Annotated in this window: 25 protein-coding genes; 16 read left to right on the top strand and 9 right to left on the bottom strand. The window is 71.4% G+C overall.

Annotation, left to right across the window (positions count from 1 at the left end; all coding sequences use genetic code 11):
• Position 1 precedes the first annotated feature (1 nt).
• Together H7694_RS15880 and H7694_RS15875 are read right to left on the bottom strand one after the other, a co-directional pair.
• A complete protein-coding gene (locus H7694_RS15880) occupies positions 2-1,249 on the bottom strand; it encodes a hypothetical protein (protein ID WP_193597397.1) in 1,248 nt (415 codons plus the stop codon).
• Entirely contained in the window at positions 1,246-2,208 is a 963-nt protein-coding gene (locus tag H7694_RS15875; protein ID WP_193597396.1) for a hypothetical protein, read from the bottom strand. Before H7694_RS15875 ends, H7694_RS15880 begins: the two co-directional genes overlap by 4 nt.
• 86 nt (positions 2,209-2,294) lie before the next feature.
• On the opposite strand from H7694_RS15875, the gene H7694_RS15870 reads away from it, so the two are divergent.
• From H7694_RS15870 to rplI, 11 genes are all read left to right on the top strand, one after another.
• A complete protein-coding gene (locus H7694_RS15870; RefSeq protein ID WP_193597395.1) occupies positions 2,295-3,266 on the top strand; it encodes a glycosyltransferase family 2 protein in 972 nt (323 codons plus the stop codon).
• Positions 3,263-4,651: a polysialyltransferase family glycosyltransferase gene (locus H7694_RS15865; RefSeq protein WP_193597394.1), complete on the top strand. Its 1,389-nt coding sequence runs from the start codon at positions 3,263-3,265 to the stop codon at positions 4,649-4,651. The genes H7694_RS15870 and H7694_RS15865 overlap by 4 nt, the downstream gene beginning before the upstream one ends.
• A complete protein-coding gene (locus tag H7694_RS15860; RefSeq protein WP_227468185.1) occupies positions 4,648-5,925 on the top strand; it encodes an acylneuraminate cytidylyltransferase in 1,278 nt (425 codons plus the stop codon). Before H7694_RS15865 ends, H7694_RS15860 begins: the two co-directional genes overlap by 4 nt.
• 51 nt (positions 5,926-5,976) lie before the next feature.
• Positions 5,977-6,183, top strand: coding sequence for a type II toxin-antitoxin system VapB family antitoxin (locus H7694_RS15855; RefSeq protein ID WP_193597393.1), 207 nt, complete (start codon positions 5,977-5,979; stop codon positions 6,181-6,183).
• The gene (locus tag H7694_RS15850) at positions 6,180-6,620 is read left to right on the top strand and encodes a VapC toxin family PIN domain ribonuclease (protein WP_193597392.1); all 441 of its coding nucleotides are present in this window, start codon (positions 6,180-6,182) and stop codon (positions 6,618-6,620) included. Before H7694_RS15855 ends, H7694_RS15850 begins: the two co-directional genes overlap by 4 nt.
• A 179-nt stretch (positions 6,621-6,799) precedes the next feature.
• Positions 6,800-7,672, top strand: coding sequence for an N-acetylneuraminate synthase family protein (locus tag H7694_RS15845; RefSeq protein ID WP_193597391.1), 873 nt, complete (start codon positions 6,800-6,802; stop codon positions 7,670-7,672).
• The gene (locus H7694_RS15840) at positions 7,669-9,000 is read left to right on the top strand and encodes a DUF6716 putative glycosyltransferase (RefSeq protein ID WP_193597390.1); all 1,332 of its coding nucleotides are present in this window, start codon (positions 7,669-7,671) and stop codon (positions 8,998-9,000) included. The genes H7694_RS15845 and H7694_RS15840 overlap by 4 nt, the downstream gene beginning before the upstream one ends.
• A 132-nt stretch (positions 9,001-9,132) precedes the next feature.
• Positions 9,133-9,498, top strand: coding sequence for a 30S ribosomal protein S6 (gene rpsF, locus H7694_RS15835; RefSeq protein ID WP_193597389.1), 366 nt, complete (start codon positions 9,133-9,135; stop codon positions 9,496-9,498).
• Positions 9,499-9,503: 5 nt separating this feature from the next.
• Positions 9,504-10,016, top strand: coding sequence for a single-stranded DNA-binding protein (locus tag H7694_RS15830; RefSeq protein WP_193597388.1), 513 nt, complete (start codon positions 9,504-9,506; stop codon positions 10,014-10,016).
• A gap of 99 nt (positions 10,017-10,115) precedes the next feature.
• Positions 10,116-10,370 carry a 30S ribosomal protein S18 gene (rpsR, locus tag H7694_RS15825; RefSeq protein WP_071641238.1) on the top strand — a complete coding sequence of 85 codons (255 nt, stop codon included), beginning with the start codon at positions 10,116-10,118 and terminating at the stop codon, positions 10,368-10,370.
• An 11-nt stretch (positions 10,371-10,381) separates the two neighbouring features.
• A complete protein-coding gene (rplI, locus tag H7694_RS15820) occupies positions 10,382-10,834 on the top strand; it encodes a 50S ribosomal protein L9 (RefSeq protein WP_193597387.1) in 453 nt (150 codons plus the stop codon).
• A gap of 167 nt (positions 10,835-11,001) precedes the next feature.
• On the opposite strand, the gene H7694_RS15815 is transcribed toward rplI, so the two are convergent.
• The 3 genes from H7694_RS15815 to H7694_RS15805 form a co-directional block, all read right to left on the bottom strand.
• Positions 11,002-12,450, bottom strand: a complete 1,449-nt coding sequence (locus H7694_RS15815; RefSeq protein ID WP_193597386.1) for a chaplin family protein — start codon at positions 12,448-12,450, stop codon at positions 11,002-11,004.
• A gap of 83 nt (positions 12,451-12,533) precedes the next feature.
• The gene (locus H7694_RS15810) at positions 12,534-13,427 is read right to left on the bottom strand and encodes a hypothetical protein (protein ID WP_193597385.1); all 894 of its coding nucleotides are present in this window, start codon (positions 13,425-13,427) and stop codon (positions 12,534-12,536) included.
• Positions 13,428-13,941: 514 nt separating this feature from the next.
• Entirely contained in the window at positions 13,942-14,976 is a 1,035-nt protein-coding gene (locus H7694_RS15805) for a hypothetical protein (RefSeq protein ID WP_193597384.1), read from the bottom strand.
• 501 nt (positions 14,977-15,477) lie between these two features.
• On the opposite strand from H7694_RS15805, the gene dnaB reads away from it, so the two are divergent.
• The gene (dnaB, locus tag H7694_RS15800) at positions 15,478-16,866 is read left to right on the top strand and encodes a replicative DNA helicase (protein ID WP_193597383.1); all 1,389 of its coding nucleotides are present in this window, start codon (positions 15,478-15,480) and stop codon (positions 16,864-16,866) included.
• 58 nt (positions 16,867-16,924) lie between these two features.
• Here the strand turns inward: dnaB and H7694_RS15795 are convergent, their stop codons facing one another.
• Both H7694_RS15795 and H7694_RS15790 read right to left on the bottom strand, forming a co-directional pair.
• The gene (locus H7694_RS15795) at positions 16,925-17,698 is read right to left on the bottom strand and encodes an alpha/beta fold hydrolase (RefSeq protein ID WP_193597382.1); all 774 of its coding nucleotides are present in this window, start codon (positions 17,696-17,698) and stop codon (positions 16,925-16,927) included.
• A gap of 78 nt (positions 17,699-17,776) precedes the next feature.
• Positions 17,777-18,433 (bottom strand): histidine phosphatase family protein, encoded by a 657-nt coding sequence (locus H7694_RS15790; RefSeq protein ID WP_227468184.1) that lies wholly within the window; start codon positions 18,431-18,433, stop codon positions 17,777-17,779.
• A gap of 100 nt (positions 18,434-18,533) precedes the next feature.
• Between H7694_RS15790 and H7694_RS15785 the strand changes: the two genes are divergently transcribed.
• Genes H7694_RS15785 through H7694_RS15775 form a run of 3 tightly spaced genes read left to right on the top strand, consistent with a single transcriptional unit; the run spans position 18,534 to position 21,138 of the window.
• A complete protein-coding gene (locus H7694_RS15785) occupies positions 18,534-19,466 on the top strand; it encodes a VOC family protein (RefSeq protein ID WP_193597381.1) in 933 nt (310 codons plus the stop codon).
• A complete protein-coding gene (locus H7694_RS15780) occupies positions 19,463-20,095 on the top strand; it encodes an alpha/beta hydrolase (RefSeq protein ID WP_193597380.1) in 633 nt (210 codons plus the stop codon). The genes H7694_RS15785 and H7694_RS15780 overlap by 4 nt, the downstream gene beginning before the upstream one ends.
• Complete coding sequence (locus H7694_RS15775; protein ID WP_193597379.1) at positions 20,092-21,138, top strand: LLM class flavin-dependent oxidoreductase; 1,047 nt, start codon at positions 20,092-20,094, stop codon at positions 21,136-21,138. Before H7694_RS15780 ends, H7694_RS15775 begins: the two co-directional genes overlap by 4 nt.
• Before the next feature lie 44 nt (positions 21,139-21,182).
• On the opposite strand, the gene H7694_RS15770 is transcribed toward H7694_RS15775, so the two are convergent.
• Positions 21,183-22,094 (bottom strand): J domain-containing protein, encoded by a 912-nt coding sequence (locus H7694_RS15770; RefSeq protein ID WP_193597378.1) that lies wholly within the window; start codon positions 22,092-22,094, stop codon positions 21,183-21,185.
• A 153-nt stretch (positions 22,095-22,247) separates the two neighbouring features.
• On the opposite strand from H7694_RS15770, the gene H7694_RS15765 reads away from it, so the two are divergent.
• A complete protein-coding gene (locus H7694_RS15765; RefSeq protein ID WP_193597377.1) occupies positions 22,248-22,814 on the top strand; it encodes a dihydrofolate reductase family protein in 567 nt (188 codons plus the stop codon).
• A gap of 189 nt (positions 22,815-23,003) precedes the next feature.
• Here H7694_RS15765 and H7694_RS15760 read toward each other — a convergent pair whose 3' ends face one another.
• A complete protein-coding gene (locus H7694_RS15760; protein WP_193597376.1) occupies positions 23,004-23,801 on the bottom strand; it encodes an alpha/beta fold hydrolase in 798 nt (265 codons plus the stop codon).
• Between the last annotated feature and the right edge of the window lie 51 nt (positions 23,802-23,852).

Raw genomic sequence — 23,852 nt, 5'->3', positions numbered from 1 at the left:
CTCAGCGCAGGAACAACGCGCTGAGCACGCCGAACAGCTGCGGTATCAAGCCGAAGCCGAGCACCAGGACGATCACCACGACCGTCACCCAGGAGAAGCCCCTCTTCAGCCGTCGCCCCGGCAGCGCGACCCCGGGCGGCGGCGCCAGCATCCCGGCAGGAGCTGCGAACGGGAGCGATGCGACCGCGGGAGGGGCGGGCAGTACGGGCGCAGCGGCGAAGCCCTGCGGCTCGGAAGGCAGACCGGCGGGAGGCAGCGGCGCACCGGGCGGCAATGGGGGAGCGGGAGGAGCCTGGACCGCTCGCGCCTGCGCCTCGCGCAGCCGGTCATCGCGCCAGCGCGCCCATTGGTCGAACTTCGTCATCAGCGCGCCGACCGTGCCGAACAGCCAGGCCCAGGTCGCGGCATCCGTCGTCGAAGCCGGGCGCTGCATGTACAGGAACATCCAGTCGTCGACGATCTCCACGTCGAGCTGTGCGGCGTGGTCGATGAAACGCGCCATGATGTCGGGCGTGAACAGGTACAGCGCGTCGGCCTCGTAGCCCTGCGGGCAGTACAGCGTGAAGTATCGGTCGAAGTCGCCCTCGAGTGAGAGGCGCTGGTCGCGGGCGAACGAGGCGGGCAGGTTGGTGCCGAGGGTGTTGTTGCCGAGGGCGTCGAGCACGATGTTCGGCAGGGGGACGTCGAGCTTGACGGCCACATAGCCCCAGTCGTGGGTGGTGCGGTTCTTGCCCGATCCGGTCGTGTACCGGTAGTTCGCGAACTCGACGAACCGCGGCGCGTAGCCGCGCACGAGTGACGAGGCCGTGCGGTCGTCACCGCGGTGGAAGATCATCCCCGGCAGATCGGGTGAGCGCACCTGGTGCTCGTAGGCCATCCCGTTCGCCGCGGCGAAGCGGGCGATCCGGTAGGCATCCGTGCGTCTGCGCCGGTAGGCGAGGATGCCGAGCGGGATACCGATCGCCGCGGCCACGACGAGCACGAGCAGCGGCACGGCGAACAGGAACCCGAACGGCCCGGAGTCCCCGCCGCCGGCGACGACGCCGATGGCGGTGACCGCAACCATCGGCAGGACGATCAGTGCACCCACGACGGCGATCACGACCCACGCGATCACGGTGCCGACAGGAGTGGGATGCTGTGCGCGGACCTGCCGCCAGAAACCGGCCACGGCCGCCGCGTCGACGGGTTCGGTGAGGGGCCGGGCGTCGAAGGGGTGGTGCGATTGGGTGGGCGGGGGAAGCGTCACGCGTTCACCTCGTCGGCATCCCAGGTGAGGGCGGCGTTCTCGGGCAGCGGCAGCGCCTCGATCACCGGATCGGCGCAGATCGCCCGGATCAGCTCGGCCGACCCCGCGATCACGGTCGAGTCGAAGTCGATCTCGCTGACCAGCACCCAGGCTCGGTCGTCGGGCCAGATGAGGCTCGGATGCTGCGCCGCGGGCGGGAATCCGCGCTCCTCGGACTCGACGTCGCGCCAGGGCGCACCGAGGACCCAGTCCGGGTCGGCGAACTCGCGCGGAGCCGCCGAGAACATCACGTACTCCCGGCCTGGCAGCGTCAGCCGCGGGCCGGTCGAGATCCGCTCCGACAGGATGCCCGCCTGCCAGGTCGGCTTGCGGAATGCGTCTTCGAAGGGGTTCGGGATGCTGCGCTGCAGCATCCGCTCGTGCACCGGGTCATCCGAGAGCATCGAACGCGAGGGTGAGTGACCGAGGTGGCCGAGCAGGCCGCCCCAGCCTTCCCAGACCGCGGCGACACCGGCATCCGGGGTCGCGGTGTGCGCGACGAGGTGCCGGGCGATCGCCGCCAGGTCGGCGGGCTCGAGGTCGCCCTCGGCCGGTGCGGAGAACTCACGTCCGTTCGAGGTGTGGCGGGTGCGCCAGTCGCCGCCGACCGGGGTGCGCACCAGCGCCTGCCACTGCGCGGTGGGGTGCAGCACGGTGCCGAACGCCGTGGCGGCGTCGGCCCAGCGCGCCGGCTCATCGATGTACCGGCCGTACAGCGCTTGGTGCTCCGCTTCGGGCATCCGCTCGTACTCGTCCTGCGTCGGCACCGGCCGGTCGGGCAGCGAGCGCACGGATGCCGGATGGAACACCCGCGCGTACGCGGGGTACCCGCGCGGCACGACCCCGTGCATCGTCGCGTAGCTCTCGTCCAGTCGCTCGCGAAGCCAGTCCCCCCGGGAGGGGTCGTCGATCCACTCCATGCGTACACCGTACCCGCGCGCCGCGCGTCACCGGCTGTTCACCTGCCGGTCGTGCACGCGTCAGCGCCGCCCTGCACCATGGCCGGATGGTTTCCCCGTCCGTGACCGTGATCGTGCCGGCCAAGGATGCGGGTGACTACATCGGCACGACCCTCGAGACCCTCACCCGGCAGTTCGACGACCGGCGTGCGCTCAAGCTCGTGGCCATCGACGACGGGTCCCGCGACGGCACGGGCGAGATCATGCGCACCTTCGCCGCGCGCTTCGACCACGCCGAGGTCATCGTCAATCCCGCGCCGCGCGGGCTCGCGACCGCCCGCAACCAGGGCCTCGCGCACGTCGAGGGCGACGCGTTCTGCTTTCTCGACGGCGACGACTGGATGCAGCCGGGCCGCCTGCCCGTGCTGATCCGGGCGCTGCACGACCTCGGCTGCGACTTCGTGCGCACCGACCATGTCACCGTCAAGCGCTCCGAGCGCCGGCTCGTGCGGGCCCCGTTCACGCACCGCGGCGTCGTGGCCGACCCGCGCGAGGGCATCCTGCCGCTCGACGACCGCAGCATGGTCGACTACCCCTACGCCTGGGCGGGCCTCCTGCACCGCCGGCTCATCGACCGCGGCCTCGCCGGGTTCAGCGACGGGCTGTTCACCGCCGAGGACAGGCCGTGGATCTGGCGCCTGCACCTGAGCGCAGCATCCTTCGCTGTCGTCGACGCACCGCACCTGCTGTACCGGCGAGGCCTGTCCGACTCGCTGTCGAAGACGCTCGACGCCCGCCAGCTGCACTTCACGCGGGCGCTGGGCGAGGTGCTCGACCTCGTCGAGGCCGACAGGGATGCCGAGCGGATGCTGCCCAAGGCCGTGTTCACCGTGCTCGCGCTCAGCTCGCACCACCTGGTGCGCGCTCGCCGCATGCGCCCGGCGCTGCGCCGCGAGCTGCGCCGCGGCATCCGGGATCTGCTGGCGCGCCTGCCGCACGACCAGGCCGAGGCGGCGATTGCGCGCCTGAGCGGACCGCGCCGGCGGGTGCTCGCCCGGGTGCTGAGGGAGGCACGATGAACCGCATCCAGCTGTTCGCCCTGCACAGCCCCTACGGGCTGATGGGCACGGCCGCCGCGATCGACGCAGGGCTGCTCGGCGATCAGGGCGAGGGCGAGCAGGGCGAGGGCGAGCAGCGCATCCTCGTGCCGATGAACACCGCGAAGGTGCCCGAGACCGCGACCGACATCGGCACGGCGCCGCGGTTCGCGTCGCTGCGCGCCCGCTTCGGCCGCGTTGAGCCGCTGAACCCGCTGGTCGACCCGCACCACCCCACCGCCTGGCAGCCCGACGAGCAGGACCTGCCGATGCTCGAGCGTCTGCTCCGCCGCGCCTGGGGACTGGGCGATGCGCAGATCGACCTGTTCGTGCAGTCGCCGCAGGTGGCACCTGCCCGCACACTGATGGCGCTGTTCCGCGACGCGCGGCTGAACGTCGTCGGCGACGGACTGATGACCTACGCGCCCATCCGCTCGCGCCTGCCCCGGCAGCTCACCGAACGGGTCGACCGCGTCGTCCACGCCGACGTGCTGCCCGGTGTCGCCCCGCTCGTCTTCGCCGAGAGCGGGGCCGTCCGGGTTCCCGTGCCGGCGCCGGCGTTCGGCGCCGCGCTGCGGGAGGCGGGGGATGCCGAACCGGATGCCTCCCTCGAGGCCCTCGCCGCCGACGGCGCACCGCCCACCGCACTGGTGATCGGGCAGTACCTCGCCGCGCTCGGGCTCGTCTCGCCCGCGGAGGAGACCGCGATGCAGGCGGCGATGATCGATCGCGCCGCCGAGGCAGGCGCACAGCGGGTGGTGTTCAAACCGCATCCCTCCGCCCCGCCAGCGCTCACCGCCGCGCTCGCCGGCCGGGCCGCCGCACACGCGATCGACTTCGCCGTGCTCACCGGCGACCTGCCCGCCGAATACGTCGCACACCGGCTCGCCGCCACCGACGTGATCGCCGGATTCTCCACGGCGCTTCCGACCGTCCGCGCCCTGTTCGGCACGCGCGTGCACGCGGTCGGCACCGAGACGGTGCTCGCCCGTCTCACCCCGTACGAGAACAGCAACCGGATGCCCGCGACCATCATCGACGCCATGACCCGGGCCGAGCACGCCGACCCGGAACGGATGCAGTCACTCGTCGACACGGTCGGCTACGCCATGCAGCCCGAGATCCTCACGCACCTGCGTCAGCGCGCCGTCGAGCACCTCGGCGCCCTGTCGCGAACCGAGCGCGAGCGCTACGTGCCACCGGCACGGCTGCGCGCCCTCGGCCTGCCGGGAGCCCCCGCGCCGACGCGCCTGCAGCGCCTCACCGACCCCGCCGGGGGAGTGGGGCGGCTGGAGGAGCTGCGGCTCACCGCCGCGGGGGCGAAGCGCCGTGCGGTCCGGGTGTGGAAGGCGGCAAGCGGACGATGACAGAGCGGATGCCGGACGGGCTCGCCGTCGCCATCATCCCCGCACGGGGCGGATCCAAGGGCGTGCCGGGCAAGAACCTGCGCCGCGTCGGCGGGGTGCCGCTGGTCGAACGGGCCGTGCGCGCAGCATCCGCCGCCGCGGGCGTCGATCTCGTGGTCGTGAGCACCGACGGCGACGCGATCGCCGCGGTCGCCCGGGATGCCGGCGCCCGGGTGGTCATCCGGCCCGCCGAGCTCTCCGGCGACACCGTCTCGTCCGAGAGCGCACTGCTGCATGCCCTCGACGTGCTCGAAGCCGACGGCATCCGCGTCGCCACGGTCGTCTTCGTGCAGGCGACGTCGCCGTTCATCCCCGCCGACGGCATCGCCGAGGCCGTCGCGCACATCACCGCGGGCCGCTTCGACAGCGTCTTCTCGGCGTACGAGACCTACGGGTTCCTCTGGCGGCGGGATGCCGGGGGCACAGCGCAGGCGATCAACCATGACGCCACCCACCGCCCGCGCCGGCAGGACCGCGAACCGCACCACCTCGAGACCGGCGCCTTCTACGCGTTCACCGCCGACGGGTTCCGCGCGGCCGGGCACCGGTTCTTCGGCCGCATCGGCATCGTCGAGGTGCCCGAGGCCTCGGCCATCGAGATCGACGACGAGCAGCAGCTGGCCGTGGCAGAGGCGCTCGCCGCGGCATCCGCCGTTCCCGCTGACTCGGATCCGCACGACCTCGCAGATCCGCACGATCTCGCAACCGCATCCGCGAATCGCTGCGAAACGGTGCCGATCTGCGAATCCGTGCAGAGCGCGGATGCCGACGAGCCGATCACGGCATCCGTCCTGGTCACCGACTTCGACGGCGTGCACACCAACGACACCGCGAGCGTCGACAGCGAGGGACGCGAATCCGTGCGCGTCAGCCGTGAGGACGGCATGGGCGTCTCGCGGCTGCGCCGTGCCAGCATCCCGATGCTCATCCTCTCCACCGAGCAGAACCCGGTCGTCGCCCGCCGCGCCGAGAAGCTGCGGGTGCCGGTGCTGCACGGCATCGACGACAAGGCGACCGCTCTCGCGTCGTGGGCGGCCGCGCACGACGTGCCGCTGGCCGAGATCGCCTACGTCGGCAACGACGTGAACGACCTCGGCGCGCTCGCGCTGGTGGGCTGGCCGATCGCCGTCGCGAACGCCCACCCGGCCGTGAAGGCCGCCGCCCGCGTCGTCCTGACACGGCGCGGTGGCGAGGGCGCCGTCCGCGAGGTCATCGAGCGGATGCTGGCCCGCTGACACCCGTCGTCGTATATCCTGTGGAAGCAAGACGGATATACGGAGGCCATCATGACGAAGACGCTCATCGACGTCGACGACGCGCTGCTCGCGCGGGCGATGGCGCTGACGGGTGCGCCGACCAAGAAGGCGGCCGTCAATTCCGCTCTGGCTCAGGTGGTGAGACGGGCTGAAGCGCTGGGGTACATCGACCTCGTCCGCGGAGGCCTCGTGGTGGACCTCGACGACCCGCAGGTGATCGACGGCGCACAGCGGTGAATCAGCTCTTCCTCGTCGACAACTCGGTGCTGCAGCGTGTGCACCGGTCCGGCGAGGTGGCGGCGGCACTGACCCGGCTTCTCAGCTGGGGAGAGCTCGCCGGGTGCCTTCCGCAGCTGCTGGAGGAGGGGTATTCGGCGAGATCCGCCGATGAGCTCGGGATGATCCGTGCCGCAACCGAACGGGCGAGAGTGTTCCTGCCGCCGGATGCAGAGGTGGCCGGCATCGCCCTCGACCTGCAGACCCGTCTGTTCGCTGCGGGCACCGGTCGCGCCGTCGGCGTGAGCGACCTGCAGATCGCCGCGACCGCGATCCGCCACACAGACAGCGCACAGCGGGTCTCGGTCGTCCACTACGACGCCGACTTCGAGCATGTCGCCCAGATCGCACCCGAGTTCCAGCACCTGTGGATCGTCCCGCGGGGGTCCGTCGACTGACCGTGCGCCCCGCCCTGTGGGCGGGGAGCGCGCCGGGAACGGCATCCGTCCTGCCGCGCGACCGCAGCCGGCCTTGAGGGCTTCCGCCGACGGCCACCCGCGCGACCCCGGGGGTTCACCTCGCGCGCGTAAACCGGGAAGACAGACCGGAGCACCAGCGCTGGAGAACGGAGCGTCTCATGACCGTCAGCATCGCAGAACGGGTGATCGGCGGGGGCCGTCCCACCTATGTCATCGCCGAGATCGGCCTCAACCACAACGGCGACGTCGAGATCGCCAAGCGCCTCATCGACGTGGCCAGGGAGGCGGGGGCGGATGCCGTGAAGTTCCAGAAGCGCACCCCCGAGATCGCCACCCCCGAGCACATGCGCGACGTGCCGCGCGAGACGCCGTGGGGCACCATGAGCTACCTCGACTACCGTCGCCGGGTCGAGTTCGACCGCGACCAGTACGTCGAGATCGGCGACTACGTGACCATGTCGGGGCTGCACTGGTTCGCCTCGCCCTGGGATGTGCCGAGCGTCGCCTTCCTCGAGGACCTGAACGTCGTCGCGCACAAGGTCGCCTCGGCCAGCCTGACCGACACCGAGCTGCTGCAGGCGCTGCGCGAGACGGGCAAGCCGGTCATCCTCTCCACCGGCATGTCGACCATGGAGCAGATCGACCGGGCGCTCGACACGCTCGGCACCGACCGCACGATCCTCATGCACGCCACCTCCACCTATCCGATGGAGGCCGGTGAGGCGAACCTCAAGATGATCTCCACCCTGCGTGACCGCTACGCCGGGGTTCCGGTGGGCTACTCCGGTCACGAGCGGGGCCTGCAGATCTCCCTCGCCGCGGTGGCGCTGGGTGCTGTCGCCGTCGAGCGGCACATCACCCTCGACCGCGCCATGTGGGGGTCGGACCACGCCGCGTCGCTCGAGCCGGGGGGCCCCGAGCGGCTCGTGCGTGACATCCGGGTCATCGAGGAAGCGCTCGGCGACGGCGTCAAGCGGGTCTACCCCGGCGAGCTCGCGCCCATGGCCAAGCTCCGCCGCGTGGGGGCATGACCTACCCGGGCAGCCGGGAGCCCCGGCTGCGGGTGGTCGCGATCGGCGACGCCGACTCGTTCGTGAAGTGGGCCGCCCACCTCGTCGACCGCGTCGACGACATCAGCCAGCATCTGCTGCTGGTGCGCACACCGCTGACGGTCAGCGACGCCCAGAAGGATGCCGCGATCGCCGGCACCCGGTTCGCCGAGCATCCGAAGACCGTCACGCGCATCGCCTTCGCCGACGTCGCGGACTGGCTGGCCCGCGACCTGCCGGATGTCGTCGTGCTCGCCGGACGTGCGCCGTTCGTGCGGCTGATGAGCCGGGAGATCGACCGGCTCACCCGGCGTCCTGTCGTGGTCAGCGGGCTGCCCGGCATGTCGATCCCCGCGCTGCGGGGTGCGCTCGACTACCGCCGGCACTGCGACCTGATGGTCGTGCACTCCCGCCGCGAGGTCGCCGCGTACGCGCAGCTCGGCCGGGCGATCGGCGCCACCGTGCCGATCGCGCTGGCGACCCTACCGTTCGCGCATCGTGCGGCCGCCCGCCCCGGCGACACGGATCTGGTCTTCGCCGCGCAGGCGCTCGTGCCGGCCGACCGCGACGACCGGCGCCGCATCGCCGAGATCCTGCGCCTGGCGGCCGTCGCCGACCCGTCCCGCCGCGTGGTCGTCAAGCTGCGCTCGAGGCCCGGCGAGGTCGAGGCGCACCAGGAGCGCGACGGCTACACCGAGCTGCTCGATCACGCCCCCGACAACCTCGTCTTCTCGTTCGCCCCGATGTCCGAGGCGCTCGAGACCGCCGAGGGACTGGTGACGGTGAGCTCGACGGCCGCGATCGAGGCGATGGCTGCCGGTGTGCCGGTGATCGCGCTCGACACGTTCGGGGTGCGCTCCGAGCTGCTGAACCGGGTGTTCGAGGGCAGCGGCCTGCTGGGAGGGGCGGAGGACGTCGTCGCCCGCCGCTTCCGGCATCCCGACCCCCGCTGGGCGACGACCAACTACTTCCACGACCCGCGCGACTCGCGCTGGTGGGAGCAGGTGCAGCGGCTCGTCGCGCAGCGACGGAGCGGGATGCTGCCCGCGCGCACCGTGCCGCGGCCGCGCGGCGGTGCGCTGCACGCCGCCTGGCACCGCCGCAACGTGCTGGGCGCCGAGGACCGCAGCCTCACCGGGCGGCTCGCTGGGCTGCTGGTCACCCCGGTGATCTCGGCGCTCGCCGCGGTGCGCCGCCGCCGCGGCACGGGCACAGCGGATGCCGATGCCACGGAGGACTTCACGCTGGCGCCGAGCCCGCTCGCGGAGCCTGTGCGGCGCCGGCCTGCGGCATCCGCTCCGATCCGGTAGACTTCTGTGGTTGTCTGCTCTCCGCATGCCTGAATGCGGTGGTTTCATGCCGAAAGAGCGGATGACATGCAACACACCCTCCTGCTTCCGGGAAAGTCCCGGGAGCCGTTCTAGTCCGAAGGAGGTGGGTAAGTGACGCACCAGTACGAGCTCATGGTCATTCTGACCCCCGAGCTGGACGAGCGCCAGGTTGCCCCCAACCTCGACAAGTTCCTGAAGGTCATCACTAACGATGGTGGCTCGATCGACAAGGTCGACATCTGGGGCAAGCGCCGTTTCGCCTATGAGATCAACAAGAAGAACGAGGGCATCTACGCCGTCGTCAACTTCACCGCGACGAGCGAGGCCACTCAGGAGCTCGACCGTCAGCTGAAGCTGAGCGAGCTCGTCTTCCGCACCAAGGTTCTGCGCGCCGAAGAGGCTCAGGCCATGGTCGCCGCCGAGGCGAAGCGCGCCGCTGACAAGGCCGCTCGCAAGCCCAAGGTCGCGAAGGCGTAAGCATCATGGCCGGCGAAACCGTCATCACCGTGGTGGGCAACCTCACCGCAGACCCCGAGCTGCGTTACACGCAGAACGGTCTGCCGGTGGCGAACTTCACCATCGCCTCGACTCCGCGCACGTTCGACCGTCAGGCCAACGAGTGGAAGGACGGCGAAGCGCTGTTCCTCCGTGCGTCGGTGTGGCGGGAGTTCGCCGAGCACGTGGCAGGCTCGCTGACCAAGGGCATGCGCGTCATCGCGCAGGGCCGTCTGCGTCAGCGCTCCTACCAGGACCGCGACGGCAACAACCGCACGGCGATCGAGCTGGAGGTTGACGAGATCGGTCCGTCGCTGCGCTACGCGACGGCACAGGTCACGCGGGCCGCATCCGGCGGCGGTGGCGGTGGCGGAAGCTTCCAGGGCGGTGGCCGCCCGCAGCAGCAGCAGGTCTCGGAGGAGCCGTGGTCGACCCCCGGCTCGTCGAGCGCTGACGCGTGGAGCACCCCGGGTAGCTTCGGCGACGACACCCCGTTCTAAATCTCTGGATCCCTGAGCCTGCCGAAGGCCGGGCACCCGACCTGGGTCCCTGAGCCTGTCGAAGGGCCAGGAATCCGAAATTCTTCTTAAGGAAAACTCATGGCTGGAAAGTCGAGCGGCGACCGCCGCAAGCCGCGGAAGGGTGGCAAGCCCACCGCTCCCGCGAAGTCGATCCGCGTGGGCGTCATTGACTACAAGGACGTCGCAACGCTTCGCAAGTTCATCTCGGAGCGCGGCAAGATCCGCGCCCGTCGTATCACCGGTGTCTCCGTGCAGGAGCAGCGTCTGATCGCCAAGGCGATCAAGAACGCTCGCGAGATGGCTCTCCTGCCCTACGCCGGCGCTGGCCGCTGAGGGGTACCGACATGGCAAAGCTGATTCTCACGAACGAGGTCGCCGGGCTCGGAAGCGCCGGTGACGTCATCGAGGTCAAGAACGGGTACGCCCGCAACTACCTCATCCCCCAGGGCTTCGCTGTCGCGTGGACCCGTGGTGGCGCCAAGCAGGTCGAGTCGATCCAGGCCGCCCGCAAGGCGCGTGCGATCCACGACCTCGACGAGGCGAACGCCCTCAAGGCGAAGCTCGAGGGCACCAAGGTGCGCCTGGCCGTCAAGGCCGGTGCCGAGGGTCGCCTGTTCGGCTCGGTGAAGACGGCCGACGTGGCCGACGCTGTCGCCGCCGCCGAGCTGGGCTCCATCGACAAGCGCAAGGTGCACTTCGCCGCCCCGATCAAGTCGGTCGGCGAGCACGAGGCGACCGTCCGTCTGCACGACGACGTCACCGCCGTGATCACCCTCCAGGTGGTCGCCGCCAAGTGATTCCGATGGGCTTCTGAACCTGTATGGGTTCCTGAGCCTGTCGAAGGACGCCCCGGGATCTGCGGATCCCGGGGCGTTCTCGCGTCTGCGGCGAGTCCGGATGCCGCGCCCGAGCGCGCCGAGGCGGCGGATGCGGCACTGAGCCGCACCCGCCGCTCTCGTCTGCATCAGACGATGCGGGCGACCAGAGCGCCGCCGCTCAGCAGCATCAGGCCCGCGAGCAGGCCCAGCGCCGCCACCGAATCACCGCCGGTCGCCGCCAGGACGCTCGCCGCCAGGGCGGATGAGCCCGTGGCGTTCGAGCCAGTCGTGCGCGTGTCCAGGACAGCGGATGCCGAGGCAATCACGCTCGGCGAGGTCACCACGTCGGTGGCAGGGATCTCATCGACACCCGCCGCCGGCTCGGTCCGCGGCTGCGGAGCCGGGTCGCCGCTGACGCTGCCGTCGACGACAACATCGCTTCCGACCTCGGCCGGCTCCGACGCCGCGGCGAACATCAGCCGCGCGGTGCGGAACAGCATGCCGTCGCCGGTCGTGGACTCACCATCTGCTGTCTCCGTCGTCCCCTCCGCGTCGATCGCGAAGGAGTCGCCCGAGAACGTGAGTGCACCCGAGATGCCGTCCGAGTCACCGGTCACGTCCACCGCGGCCCGGGCGAGCAGCGGGAAGCCGAAGAGGGCTCCCTCGCCGTCCGTGAGACCCTCGGTGAGCCCGTCGGTGAGCCCGTCCGTGGATACGTCGGTCGGCTCCGCCGGGGCGGTCGTGTCGCCGTCCGTGCTGGACGTGCCCAGCACGGCGACGCTGTTGTCGGTCACGGTGACGGGTGCGTCGGCCGGTGCGAGCACCTGGGTGCCCGAGGCGATACCGTCGGTGCCGCTGGTGCTGGCGTAATCGGTTCCGTCTTCGGATGCCGCGGTGGCGGTGCTGTCGCCGCCCGTGCTGGACGTGCCCAGCACGGCGACGCTGTTGTCGGTCACGGTGATCGGTGCGTCGGTCGGTGCGAGCACCTGGGTGCCGGAGGCGATGCCGTCAGCGCCGTCAGTGGTGGCGTCGTTGGTTCCGTCTTCGGACGTCGCAGATGCCGTGCTGTCGCCGTCGGTGCTGGACGTGCCCAGCACGGCGACGCTGTTGTCGGTCACGGTGACCGGTGCGTCGGCATCCGCGACCGCCTGCGTGCCGGAGGCGGTTCCATCGCTGCCGGTGGTGCTGGCGTCGGTGGTGCCGTCTTCGGACGTCGCAGGTGCCGTGCTGTCGCCGTCAGTGCTGGACGTTCCCAGCACGGCGACGCTGTTGTCGGTCACGGTGACCGGTGCGTCGGCATCCGCCACGACCTGAGTACCCGAGGCGGTTCCGTCGACGCCGCTCGTCTGAGCGTCGGTCTCGGGAGCCGGGGCCGGGTCAGCATCCGCCGACGAGTCGGCGAAGCTGTCTCCGAGCAGCGACAGGGAATTGTCGCTGACCTCGACGGGTGCCGTGATCGGGGCGACGACCTGCGTGCCGGAGAGGAGACCGTCGTCTCCGTTCGTTTCGGCCGCGTTCGCGGCCGTCGCGCCGAGCAGCGATACGCCGCCGGCGATGAGCGCGCCCCAGAGGGCGTGCTTGACGATAGTGCGCATGAGAGTTTCTCCTGATCTGTACGAGATGAAGACCGCACGGTCGTGCGGTCGGGCTTGCCGATGCAGGATCGGCCGCCCTCTCGTCAGTCAGGGGAGACGTCGGTGCTGCCTGCCGGCGACGGCGGCAATGCGGAATCAGCGGGGATGCTCGCGAGCGCGGACACCCCGTCGAACAGATGCGAGCCGGGCGGGCTGTCGGAGCTCTGCCCAGGTCCACCGCCGCCACTGGCTGCGGCTGTACTCGATGCCGCCACTCCGGGCGGCAGGCTTGCGGGTTCGGAGCCCGCAGGGGGCGTGCTCCAGCCCCGGATGCTGGCTACTGCGACATCCGCGACCACGGCATCCGCTGCAGGGACGGTCGTCACGACCCGCGCGGGCGCCGCCACGATCTCCGGGGTGGCCGGCTGCACGGCCTCGACCACCGGAGCTGCATCAATGACGGGTGCGACCTCGGCGATCGTGGTGTCGACGGTCGCGGCGACCTCGTCGACCAGGTCGATCGCGCCCAGCTCGTCGAGTGCGTCGCCGACCAGCGGAACGTCCCGCAGTGCGTCCGCCACCGGCTCGATGGCCGGCGCCACCGGCGTCTCGGCCACGGCATCCGTGATGACCGTAGTCGTCGTCGACACAGTATCGCTCGCTGACGCGAAGGTCTCGGCGACCGGCTCGCCGATCACGGGAGTCTGCGCGACGGCATCCGTCGTCTGCTCGACGACCGTCATCGTTGCCTGTGAGGTCGGCTCGGCGGAGGCCGCGATCGCCGTCGCCGTGCCCGAGATCACCGGCGCAACCACATCGTCGGCGGCCTCGGCGATGAGCGATGTCGCCTCGCCGAGGGGCGAGGCGCCCTGATCATCCGCGCGGGCGTCTCCGCCGCCGAGAAGGGCCGTCAGAGCCGCCCAGGCGAGCACGAAGAGCGCGCCCCAGAGGTACACCGCGCCCGGGCGGCGTCCGGCGGTCTCGACCGGTTCGTCCATCGTTCCCCACGGCCTCCCGATGACTCGGAGCATGTGGGCGCGACCTTACCCCGCAGACGGGGAGGCGTCCAGCCCCCTCGCGCTCGTGCGTCCGAGGGGTTAGAGCGCGGGGACCGTGCGGAAAGAGAACGGGCGGGTGTCTCACTGAGGGGGTGTGAGACACCCGCCCAGAGCGGTCGGCACTGGGAAGCCGAGAACCGCTCGGGAGGTGCGCCGCCGTGGAGGAGGGAGGTCCCACGGCGACGCGTGGATGCCGATCATCGCGCAGGACGTAGGGAGACGTCGCTGGGCGCGGGCCACGGCATCCGATCCGCCGGCGGCGCATTTCCTTCCCCCGAAGGCTGCGCGTCGCCGACGGAAGTCGTCAGGCCGTGATGGGTCGGCGGCGGTCCGTGCGGACCTGCGGCACTGTCGTGCGCATCATGATTGCTCTCCTGGATCGGAATGTCGCGAGTGGGCGCGCGCTGAGCGCGCTCTGGCGTCTGGGCGACACACTGGTCACCCGGTGTTCCGATCAGTCGGGGGAGACGTCCGTGCTGCCGGTGGGCGCGGACGGGAGGACGTCGTCGCCGGCACGTGCCGAGACGATGACGAGGTCACGCGCGTGCGCGGAAGCGTCATGAGCGGGGACGAAGCCCGCCGTGGCCGAGCCGGACGCGCCGACCACCGATGCTGCCGGCGGAACCGCAGCGGATGCCGCCGGTGCAGGGTGCCCGGCAGGTTCGCCGGCGTCTGCGTCACCGTCGGATGTAGAGGCGGGTGCCGATTCGGATGTTGCCGAGGCGTCGGTCTGCGTGGCAGCCGCGCGCATGACCGCGGTGGCCTCCGGAGGAGCGGGCAGCACTGTGGGGAACGCCGCGGCGCGCTCGGTCACCGGGCGTGCAGTGGCCTGATCCGCGTGCACGTCTGCGGCAGCAGCGTGTGACGGCACGTTCGCGGGGAAACCGGCGATGCGGTCCGCGCGCGGGTCGATGGGCCGAACGCCGGGGCGATCGGCGCGCGGTGGGAGAACGCGGTCTGCCGCGTCGGATGCCGTGCGCGCTGCAGCGGCGGGAGCCGCCTTGGCGGCCTTTTGCGCGGTCGCTGCGTTCTGGGCGGCTGCGTTCTGGGCGGTGGCTGCCGGTGCTGCGGTGGGCGTGGATTCGCGCACCGCGCTGGTGACGGTCGCTGCGGCCTTGGCGGGTGCGTTCGCGGCCTTCGCCGGAGCGGGAGTCGAGGCCACCGGCGCGACCGTGCTCGCCGCTGCGGTAACGGTCGCCTGAACGGTGGCCGGTGCGAGCACCGGAGCCGGGCTCGACTTCGCGGGAGCCTGCATCGCGGCGGCGGTGGACGCGACCGCGGCATCCGCCTTTTGCGCTGCGGCCGGGGCGGCGGGCGCCTGTGCGGTCGAGGTGGCGGATGCGTTCTGGGGCGGACGCGGAGCGTCGCCCTCGTTCGCCTGAGCCGAAGAGCCGCCGAGCAGGACCGCGCAGACCAGCCACACGAGCACGCCGAAACCGCCCAGCAGCCACATCTTCGCGCTGCGGTAGTCGACGGACGCGAACCGCACCTGAGCCCTCCCTCGGCGGATCGCACGCAGTCGTGCGCGCGACCCCAGTTGGAGCGACGATACCGTGTGCACCCGACGCGTGTCCACATGACGAGAGCGGGTCTTTCGCGACGCCACGCCCGAGTCGATCTCGGGCTTGACTTCTCCCCAGGTTCTACACACCCGACCGCTGCCACGTCAACCTTAAATGTGGGCTTTAAGTCGAATCTCATCCACAGGATGGGGACGACGGGAAAACCAGGTCAAACGCGATAAAGCAGTGGTGATGGAGTTCTCTCCACCGGCTTATCCACAAGGGTTCTGCACAGACACTCCCGAGTTCTCCGCACACTCTCCACAGAGTTATCCACAGGCCCTCTTGCATGGGGATAACCCGCCTCCTACGTTGGTCGGAGACCGGGTGTCGGAGGGGCGTGATTCGCTTGTGCTCACGACCGCGAGACCGACGGTCAGATGGGCAGATGGCGCGACCCGGCGCCACGGTGCCCGGGAGGGAGCACGGTGTCGATCGCTGACATCTCTGACGAGCGTCTGGGCGGTTCGCGCGCACCTGAGCGCACCCCTCCGCACGACCTTCTCGCCGAGCAGAGCGCACTCGGTGGAATGCTGCTCTCCAAGGACGCCGTCGCCGACGTGATCGAGACCCTCAAGGGCGCCGATTTCTACGTCCCCAAGCACGAGCTGATCTTCGAGGCGATCCTCTCGCTGTACTCGCACGGCGAGCCGACCGACGTCGTCGCCGTCACCGACGAGCTGATCAAGACGGGCGAGCTCGGCCGCGCCGGCGGTGCCGACTATCTGCACACGCTCACGTCGATCGTTCCCACCGCCGCCAATGCCGGCTACTACGCGGGCATCGTGTCGGAGCGGGCGATCCTGCGGCGCCTGGTCGACGCCGGCACCCGCATCGTGCAGCTGGGCTACGCCGGTGAGGGCGACGCGACCGACATCGTCAACAACGCCCAGGCCGAGATCTACTCGGTGACCGGCTCCGAGACCGCCGAGGACTACGTCCCGCTCACCGTCGCCGTCGACGCGGCCGTCGAAGAGATCGAGGCCGCCAACGGCCGCGATGGCACGATGACCGGTATTCCGACCGGCTTCCGCGAGCTCGACGAGCTGACCAACGGCCTGCACGGCGGTCAGATGATCGTCGTGGCGGCGAGGCCTGCTATGGGCAAGTCAACGTTGGCTCTGGATTTTGCTAGGGCGGCTTCCATATCGCACAACGAGCCCTCCATCTTCTTCTCGCTCGAGATGGGCAAGAGCGAGATCGCCATGCGCCTGCTCAGCGCCGAGGGTGCGATCCCGCTGCAGAACATGCGCAAGGGCACGCTCGACCCGCGCGACTGGACCACTGTCGCCGCGACCCGCGGTCGCATCAACGACGCCCCGCTGTACATCGACGACAGCCCGAACATGACGCTCGTCGAGATTCGCGCGAAGTGCCGTCGTCTCAAGCAGCGTGCCGGCCTGCGACTGGTCGTGATCGACTACCTGCAGCTGATGACGAGCGGCAAGCGCGTCGAATCGCGTCAGCAGGAGGTCTCGGAGTTCTCACGTGCCCTGAAGCTGCTCGCGAAGGAGCTGCAGGTGCCGGTCATCGCGCTCTCGCAGCTGAACCGTGGTGCCGAGCAGCGCTCGGACAAGAAGCCCGCGATCAGCGACCTGCGTGAATCGGGCTCGATCGAGCAGGACGCCGACATGGTCATCCTGCTGCACCGCGAGGCGGCCTACGACAAGGACGTGCGCCCCGGCGAGGCCGACCTGATCGTCGCCAAGCACCGTAACGGCCCCACCGCGACCATCACCGTCGCCTTCCAGGGCCACTACTCCCGCTTCATGGACATGGCCCCCGGCGACTTCGGCGGCGGCGGCGACTTCAACTGACGCGGTTCGGCGCACGAGCTCGCGACGCCGCCGCGGGTATAGCGTCGGCCGCGCCGCTTCAGACGCTCTCGGCGACGACCCGCGCCGTGGCGACGGGGTCGGGCCGGTGCATGACCGACTCCGGCACGATCACGAGCCGCGCGTCGGGAAGGATGCCAGCCAGCCGGTCGGATGCCGCGACGAGGAACGGGAAGGTCTGCTCGCCGCGCAGCACGGTGACGGCCTGGTCCACTGTGAGCAGACCGTCGGCGGGCTGCCGCAGACGCAGCGTCAGGCGGGCGTCGTAGACGGCCGACTGGCCGAGCGGCGCCAGCGCAGCGAGCTGACCGCTCTCCCGCCCGGCCCGCACCATCTCGGCGGGCAGGCCCACGGCGTCGAGCTGGAAGGCGGCGACCGCCTCGTCCGGCCGGCCCGAGTCGACATGCGCCTGCAGCCGCTCGGGCAGTTCGTCGCCGAACCCCACGCCGTCGAAGTCGATCGGCGGTTCGGAGAGGAACAGCGCGCCGGTGGCGACATCCCGGGATGCCGCATACAGCGCGAGCACCGCACCGGAGGAGTGGCCGAGCACGGCATCCGCGCCCCCGACGGCCGAGATCACCGCTGCCAGATCGGCCGCTTCGTCCTCGGGTGTGGAACCCGCCCGGTCGCCGCTGTCGCCGCGGGCCCGGCGATCCCAGGTCACCGCCCGGAATCCCTCCTCAGCGAGCGCCCGCGCCAGCGGCGCGGCATCCGCGCCCGTCGACAGCGCTCCGTTCACGATCACCACGACGGGGCCCGCCCCGGTGGTGCTGAAGCAGATCTCGGTCCCGTCCGCAGAAGTCGTGATGCTCATGACGCCATACAACCATCGGGCACGCGGCGGGGCCAGGGGTGACGGACCCGAGCTGTCAGCGCCGCTGAGGACGCCCCGCTACGACTCCGAGGGCGCCTGCGGCAGGCGCGGACCGTGGTTCCACGCCAGGATCGCGGGCTGCTCGCGCGCGAATCCCAGCACGGATGCCGATCCGGCATCCAGCGAGATGGATGCCGCGAACCGCGGCGCCTGGCGCAGGAACACGGCGGTGAGGATGCGCAGGTAGTGGCCGTGCGCGACCAGGGCGACATCGCCCTCGGCCATCGCCGGGAGCACCCGGGTCAGCACGCGTGACGCACGCGCGGCGACCTCCTCGACGGTCTCGCCGGGCGTATCGCCGCTGATCACCCCGTGCGCGAACGCGGTCCACGGATAGCCGAGCTCGGCGCGGATGTCTCTGGTGGTGCGCCCCTCGTACCCGCCGTAGTCCCATTCGACCAGCAGCGGGTCGGTGTCGGCATCCAGCCCCGCGAGCTCCGCAGTGCGCCGGGCGCGCTGCAGCGGCGAGCTGAGCACGAGCCCGAAGTCGTAGTCGCGCACGAGCTCGCCCGCGGCACGGGCGAGCTGCTCGCCGTGCGCGGTCAGCGGGATGTCGGTCAGGCCGGTGTGCCGGCCGGTGCGCGACCACTCCGTCTCGCCGTGCCTCAGCAGCACGAGCTTGCCCTGCGGCGCGTCGGGGGCGGGGTGTTCGGGCAGCGGGTCCAGTGCGTCCACACGGTCACCGTACCCCGTGGGAATGAATGCCGCTGCACGTTGGTTGTAGATACAACCAAGAGAGCTTCACCCCACACCGCCCCGCCTCCGGAGGAGCCCGATGACCACCACCGAATCCCGCACCGCGCCAGCGCCCGACCGCATCCTCAGCGCGAGCACGGGCATGGACGCCGTCACCCTGCGGGTCGGCGACCTCGAACTCATGTCGTCGTTCTACGCCGGCGCCCTCGCGCTCGAGCCGATCGAGGAGCGCTCGCGCGGCACCGAGGTGCACCGCGTGCTCGGCCGCGGCGGCATCCCGATGGTGCGGCTGATCGGCACCCCCGGCCTGCCCGCGGTCGACCCGCGCCAGGCCGGCCTGTTCCACACCGCCTTCCTCTTCGACGACGCCCCGGCGCTCGCCGCCACCGTGCTGCGCACCGCGCAGGACTCGCGCGCCAGCTTCACCGGATCGAGCGACCACCTCGTCAGTGAGGCGTTCTACTTCACCGACCCCGAGGGCAACGGCATCGAGCTGTACACCGACCGCGACCGCTCGCAGTGGCAGTACGACCGGGGCACCCTGCAGATGTCGACCCTGTACCTGGATCCGAACGCGTACCTGCAGCGCCACCTCGACGAGCAGGTGCTCGCCGGCATCAGCAAGGCCGCGGGCCGGGTCGGCCACGTGCACCTGCAGGTGGGCGACATCCCCACCGCCCGTGCCTTCTACGTCGACGCCCTCGGCTTCGAGACCACGGTCGACACCTATCCCGGCGCTCTGTTCGCCGCGGCCGGCGGCTACCACCACCACGTCGCCATGAACACCTGGAACAGCGCCGGTGCGGGCCCCCGCGCCGCGAGCCTGGGCCTGGGCGATGTCGCGATCACCGTCCCCGGGCGCGACGACCTCGACGCGCTCGCCGCGCGCCTGAACCACCACCGGCTGCAGTTCGCCGACGACGGCCGCTCGATCTCGCTGGATGACCCCTGGGGCACGCACGTCACCGTCGCCCTGCCCGGCTCCGACGTCGAGGAGGTGCTGGCGCGATGACCCTGCAGGCGATCACCTCCTGGGACGGGCCGCTCGAGTCGGCATCCGTCGTCGCCGTGTTCCTGCACGGCTTCGGCTCGAACGAACGCGACCTCGCCGGCCTCGCACCCGCCCTGCCGCAGGGCACCCCGTGGGCGTCGCTGCGCGCGCCCATCGCCATCGGCCCCGGCGGGTTCGCCTGGTTCCCGATCGGCGAACCCGGCAACCCCGACCCCGCGTCGGTCGCGGCGGCGACGGACACGATCTGGGCATGGGCGGATGCCGTGCTGCCGGCCACCGCGCGCATCGCGCCCATCGGCTTCTCGCAGGGCGGCCTGATGGCCTCGCAGCTGCTGCGCACCGCCCCTGAGCGCGTCATCGCCCCGGTCATCCTGGGCGGCTTCGTGCAGGCGGGGGAGCAGCCCGGCGACGCCGAGCTGGCGCGCACGCGGCCCGCCGTGTTCTCGGGTCGCGGCGAGGCGGACCGGGTCATCGCCGCTGCCGCCGTGGCGCGCACCGACGCCTGGCTGCCCGGCCACACCACGGCCACGGCGCGCAGCTACCCCGGTCTCGCGCACGGCATCGACGGTCGCGAGTTGGCCGACGTGCGCGACTTCCTCGCCCGCGAGCTGGCGGTCGTGGCCGGATGACCGACCAGACCAGCCAGGCGCAGCCGTTCGAGATCGGCATCTTCACCTTCGGTGAGCTCAGCCGCACCGCCGACGGTGCGCACTCCGACCCCCGCGATCGCCTGGAGCAGCTGCTGGAGTGGGCGCGAGTCGCCGACCAGGGCGGGCTCGACGTGTTCGGCGTCGGCGAGCACCACCGTCCCGACTTCGCCGTGTCGTCGCCGCAGATCGTGCTCGCCGCCGCGGCGCGCGAGACCGAGCGCATCCGTCTCACCAGCACCGTGTCGGTGCTCTCCAGCGCCGACCCGGTCCGTCTGTTCGAGGAGTTCGCCACGGTCGACCTGCTCAGCGGCGGGCGGGCCGAGATCACCGCCGGCCGCGGCGCCTACGTGGAGTCGTTCCCGCTGTTCGGGCAGGATCTGCAGCGCTACGACGAGTACTTCGACGACCGGCTCGACCTGCTGCTCGCGGTGCGCGACGGCAACCCCGTCACCTGGCAGGGCACCACGCGGCCGCCGCTGCATGACGCGGGCATCTGGCCGCGCCCGCAGCAGTCGTCGCTGCCGGTGTGGATCGCCGTCGGCGGCACGCCCGAGTCGGCCGCCCGCGCCGGACGGCTGGGCCTGCCGATGTATCTCGCGATCCTGGGCGGGCCGACCCGCTTCCGCCCGCTCGTCGAGCTGCACCGGGCTGCGGCGGAGGCCACCGGCATCCCGCAGCCGCGCGTCGGGGTCACCTCGCACTTCCACGTCGCCGAGACCACCCAGGCCGCGCGCGACGTGTTCTTCCCGCACTACGCCGCCTACTTCGCCGAGAACATGCCGCGCGGCGGGATGCTCGACCGAGAGACGCTCGACACCTGGGCGGGTCCGGGCGGGGCGCTGTTCGCCGGCAGCCCGGCCGAGATCGTCGACAAGATCCTGTGGGAGCACGAGATGCTCGGCCACACGCGCTTCCTGGCGCAGGTCGGGCTCGGCGGCCTGAACCAGCGCGACACGCTGCGCTCGATCGAGCTGCTCGCCACCGAGGTGCTGCCCGAGGTGCGTCGGGCGCTCGCCCGCTGACGGGCACCGGGCCACAGCCCGCTGACAGCGCGTGCTCGTGCACATCAGGGGACGAGCACGCGCACGGTCTGCGACAGCCGGGTGCGCACGTCGAACGCCTCGGTGACCCCGAGCGGTCGCGTGCCCGGCACGCCCGAGCGCAGCACCGTGCGCAGGGCGGAACGCCGCACGACGGCGACCTGAACGCCGCGCACCGACCCGAGCACAGTCGCGGGCTCGGCGACATCCTCGTCGGGCAGGATCAGCACGGCTCCGCCGAAGCGCACGCGTGCGGCGCGGGCGACCCAGCGCGCCCGGCTGAGCAGATCGGCGACCGGTGTGCGGCCGTGCACCGCGGCGCCGATCACCTCGCCCTGCCGGAACCGCACGGCATCCCCGAAGTCCTCCGACACCAGCCCGTACAGGCCGGTCGGGGTGAGCACGACGTGGTCGAGTTTCTGGCCGCCATCCGGGCCGCAGATCACGTCGTGCCAGGCGGTGAAGCCGATGCCGAGATCGTCGATGGCCTGTGACGTCGCCTCCTCGGCGAGGGCGTCGGCCAGCATCCGCCGCACCCCCCACGGGGCGGTGCGCACGATCGCCGGGTCGTACGCCTCCCGCGCGGTGACCGTGTGGGCCAGGTGCTCCGACAGCAGCTGCAGGTAGCGGCGGCGGCGCCACGCGCCGGCCTGCCCGTACGACTTCGTGCGCGGCCGGGTGCCGCCGCGCGGAGCGGATGCCGTGGGCGGCCCCCACGCGGCATCCGTGCGTCCCCGGTCGTAGGCAGTGCGGGCCTCGGGCGAGCCGATATTCTCCCACGCCCGCTGGACGCGGATGAACAGCGCGGCGTCGCCGCCGGTGTCGGGATGGGTCTGGCGCAGCCGCAGCCGGTAGGCACGGCGCAGCTCGTCGTCGTCGACCGCGGGGTCGACGCCGAGCACCTCGTACGCGGATGCGGAGAGCGGACCGTCGAACATCGCCCTCCTCGAGCCGTCGCATCCAGCGTAGACGGCCCCGGCCCGCGGGCTGTGCCGGCGGATCGGGGTTATGCGTCCGCCGGCGGCGGCGTAGGCTCGGCCGCGCAGTGACGGGGACGTCATCGCCCCGGCGGATCAGACGGAGGCGCACTCATGCAGACGCTGACCATCGATTTCATCATGTCGCTTGACGGCTACGGCGCCGCCCGCGGCTGGCCCGGATGGTGGGGTCTCGAGAGTCCCGAGTACCTGGCCTGGCTCGAGCAGTCCTCGGCCGCGGATGACCCGCTGCTGATGGGTGCCACGACCTACCGGCTGATGTCGGCGATGGCCGCCGAGCGCATCGAGGGGGTCGAGTCGCTCGACGCGGTGCCCAAGTACGTGTTCTCGTCGAGCCTGCGCGAGCCGCTGGAATGGTCGCACACCACGCTCGTGCGCACCGACGCCGCGGCGTTCGTGCGCGATCTGAAGGAGCTCTCCGACCGTCCGCTGCGCACGCTCGGCAGCGTCGCGCTGTGCCGGTCGCTGCTGGCCGCGGGCCTGGTCGACCGGTACCGGGTGGTGATCTTCCCGGTGATCACGGGCGCGACCGGGCAGGACCGCATCTTCGACCACTACCCCGACGTGCGACTCGAACTCGTCGAGGCGCGCACCTTCGACCAGCGCACGCAGCTGCTGGAGTACGTGCCGACCGTGCTCGACGGTCCTCCCGGACGCTGAGGGAGCGCATCCGCGCGCTTCTCCCCGCGGGCGGGTCCGAGAAACGGCGGGTGTACCGAGGCCGGACCGGCGACTTCTGGGACACCCTTCGGAAGCGTGTCCCAGTACTGGAGGGTGCGGATGCCGCCGACTCGCAGCTTCTGGGACATGCCGGCGTCGCACCGGGGGTCGCGCGCTCGCGCGGCTGACTCAGCCCTTCAGGAACTCCAGCGCCGCCATACGGAAGGCCTTCGATCCGGGCGCGTTGAAGTGGTGCCGCCCGGGGATCTCGAAGAACGTGCCCTGCGCCGCCGCCTCGGCGAGGCGCCGCGAGCCCTGGATCACGCCGTCCTCCGACCCGGTCGCGAACAGCACCGGCTGCTGGGGCGCGTACTCGGGATCGGGGTCGACCGACCGCGAATCGCGCATGCCCTCGGCCAGCGCGAGCAGGGCGTACAGGTCGTTGCCAGGCACGCGTTCGGCGAGCTCGATGTAGTTCTGCGTGACCGGATCGGTCACCGGGATGCCGTCGTCGGCGTAGCGGCACACCTGATCGATGTCGAGGCGGTCGAGCGGGATGCCGTCCGGCACGCCGCCGAGCACGGCCCGGGGGATGCGGTCGCCGAGATCCTGGGTGACCTGCCAGCCCACGCGCGCCCCGAGCGAGTAGCCGACGTAGAGCGCCTCGTCGACGAGGAAGGTGTCGAGCACGCTCTCGACGTCGCGGGCGAGGCTGCGCACGGTGTAGCCGTCGGACTCGTGCGGCTTCTGGCTGGCGCCGTGCCCGCGCTGGTCGATGCCGAGGATGCGGTACCCCTCGCGCTCGAGCATCCGCACCCACGCCGTGTGCACCCAGGTGTCGGCGGTGCTCGAGGCGAACCCGTGCACGAGCACGACGACCGGTGCCTCCGGATCGCCCCACGAGTATGTCGCGAGTCCCACCCCATCACCCACCTCCACGAACTGCGGGCGGGGGAGGTGCGTCAGAGCGGAGAGAAGGTCGGCCACGCCTCCATCATGCTCCTGTCGGGGTGCGCGTGGGGCCAGGAGAACTCCGGG

Source organism: Microbacterium sp. YJN-G (assembly GCF_015040615.1).
Lineage (GTDB): Bacteria > Actinomycetota > Actinomycetes > Actinomycetales > Microbacteriaceae > Microbacterium.
The sequence above is the reverse complement of the archived record's forward strand: the minus strand, read 5'-3'. Positions and strand labels throughout refer to the sequence as shown.

Bases quoted from the DNA above. Each gene is read 5' to 3' on its own strand.
- H7694_RS15875 (WP_193597396.1), bottom strand. From the start codon at position 2,208: ATGGAGTGGATCGACGACCCCTCCCGGGGGGACTGGCTTCGCGAGCGA.
- H7694_RS15870 (WP_193597395.1), top strand. From the start codon at position 2,295: ATGGTTTCCCCGTCCGTGACCGTGATCGTGCCGGCCAAGGATGCGGGT.
- H7694_RS15865 (WP_193597394.1), top strand. From the start codon at position 3,263: ATGAACCGCATCCAGCTGTTCGCCCTGCACAGCCCCTACGGGCTGATG.
- H7694_RS15860 (WP_227468185.1), top strand. From the start codon at position 4,648: ATGACAGAGCGGATGCCGGACGGGCTCGCCGTCGCCATCATCCCCGCA.
- H7694_RS15855 (WP_193597393.1), top strand. From the start codon at position 5,977: ATGACGAAGACGCTCATCGACGTCGACGACGCGCTGCTCGCGCGGGCG.
- H7694_RS15845 (WP_193597391.1), top strand. From the start codon at position 6,800: ATGACCGTCAGCATCGCAGAACGGGTGATCGGCGGGGGCCGTCCCACC.
- H7694_RS15840 (WP_193597390.1), top strand. From the start codon at position 7,669: ATGACCTACCCGGGCAGCCGGGAGCCCCGGCTGCGGGTGGTCGCGATC.
- H7694_RS15830 (WP_193597388.1), top strand. From the start codon at position 9,504: ATGGCCGGCGAAACCGTCATCACCGTGGTGGGCAACCTCACCGCAGAC.
- rpsR (WP_071641238.1), top strand. From the start codon at position 10,116: ATGGCTGGAAAGTCGAGCGGCGACCGCCGCAAGCCGCGGAAGGGTGGC.
- rplI (WP_193597387.1), top strand. From the start codon at position 10,382: ATGGCAAAGCTGATTCTCACGAACGAGGTCGCCGGGCTCGGAAGCGCC.
- H7694_RS15815 (WP_193597386.1), bottom strand. From the start codon at position 12,450: ATGCGCACTATCGTCAAGCACGCCCTCTGGGGCGCGCTCATCGCCGGC.
- H7694_RS15810 (WP_193597385.1), bottom strand. From the start codon at position 13,427: ATGGACGAACCGGTCGAGACCGCCGGACGCCGCCCGGGCGCGGTGTAC.
- H7694_RS15795 (WP_193597382.1), bottom strand. From the start codon at position 17,698: ATGAGCATCACGACTTCTGCGGACGGGACCGAGATCTGCTTCAGCACC.
- H7694_RS15785 (WP_193597381.1), top strand. From the start codon at position 18,534: ATGACCACCACCGAATCCCGCACCGCGCCAGCGCCCGACCGCATCCTC.
- H7694_RS15780 (WP_193597380.1), top strand. From the start codon at position 19,463: ATGACCCTGCAGGCGATCACCTCCTGGGACGGGCCGCTCGAGTCGGCA.
- H7694_RS15775 (WP_193597379.1), top strand. From the start codon at position 20,092: ATGACCGACCAGACCAGCCAGGCGCAGCCGTTCGAGATCGGCATCTTC.
- H7694_RS15770 (WP_193597378.1), bottom strand. From the start codon at position 22,094: ATGTTCGACGGTCCGCTCTCCGCATCCGCGTACGAGGTGCTCGGCGTC.
- H7694_RS15765 (WP_193597377.1), top strand. From the start codon at position 22,248: ATGCAGACGCTGACCATCGATTTCATCATGTCGCTTGACGGCTACGGC.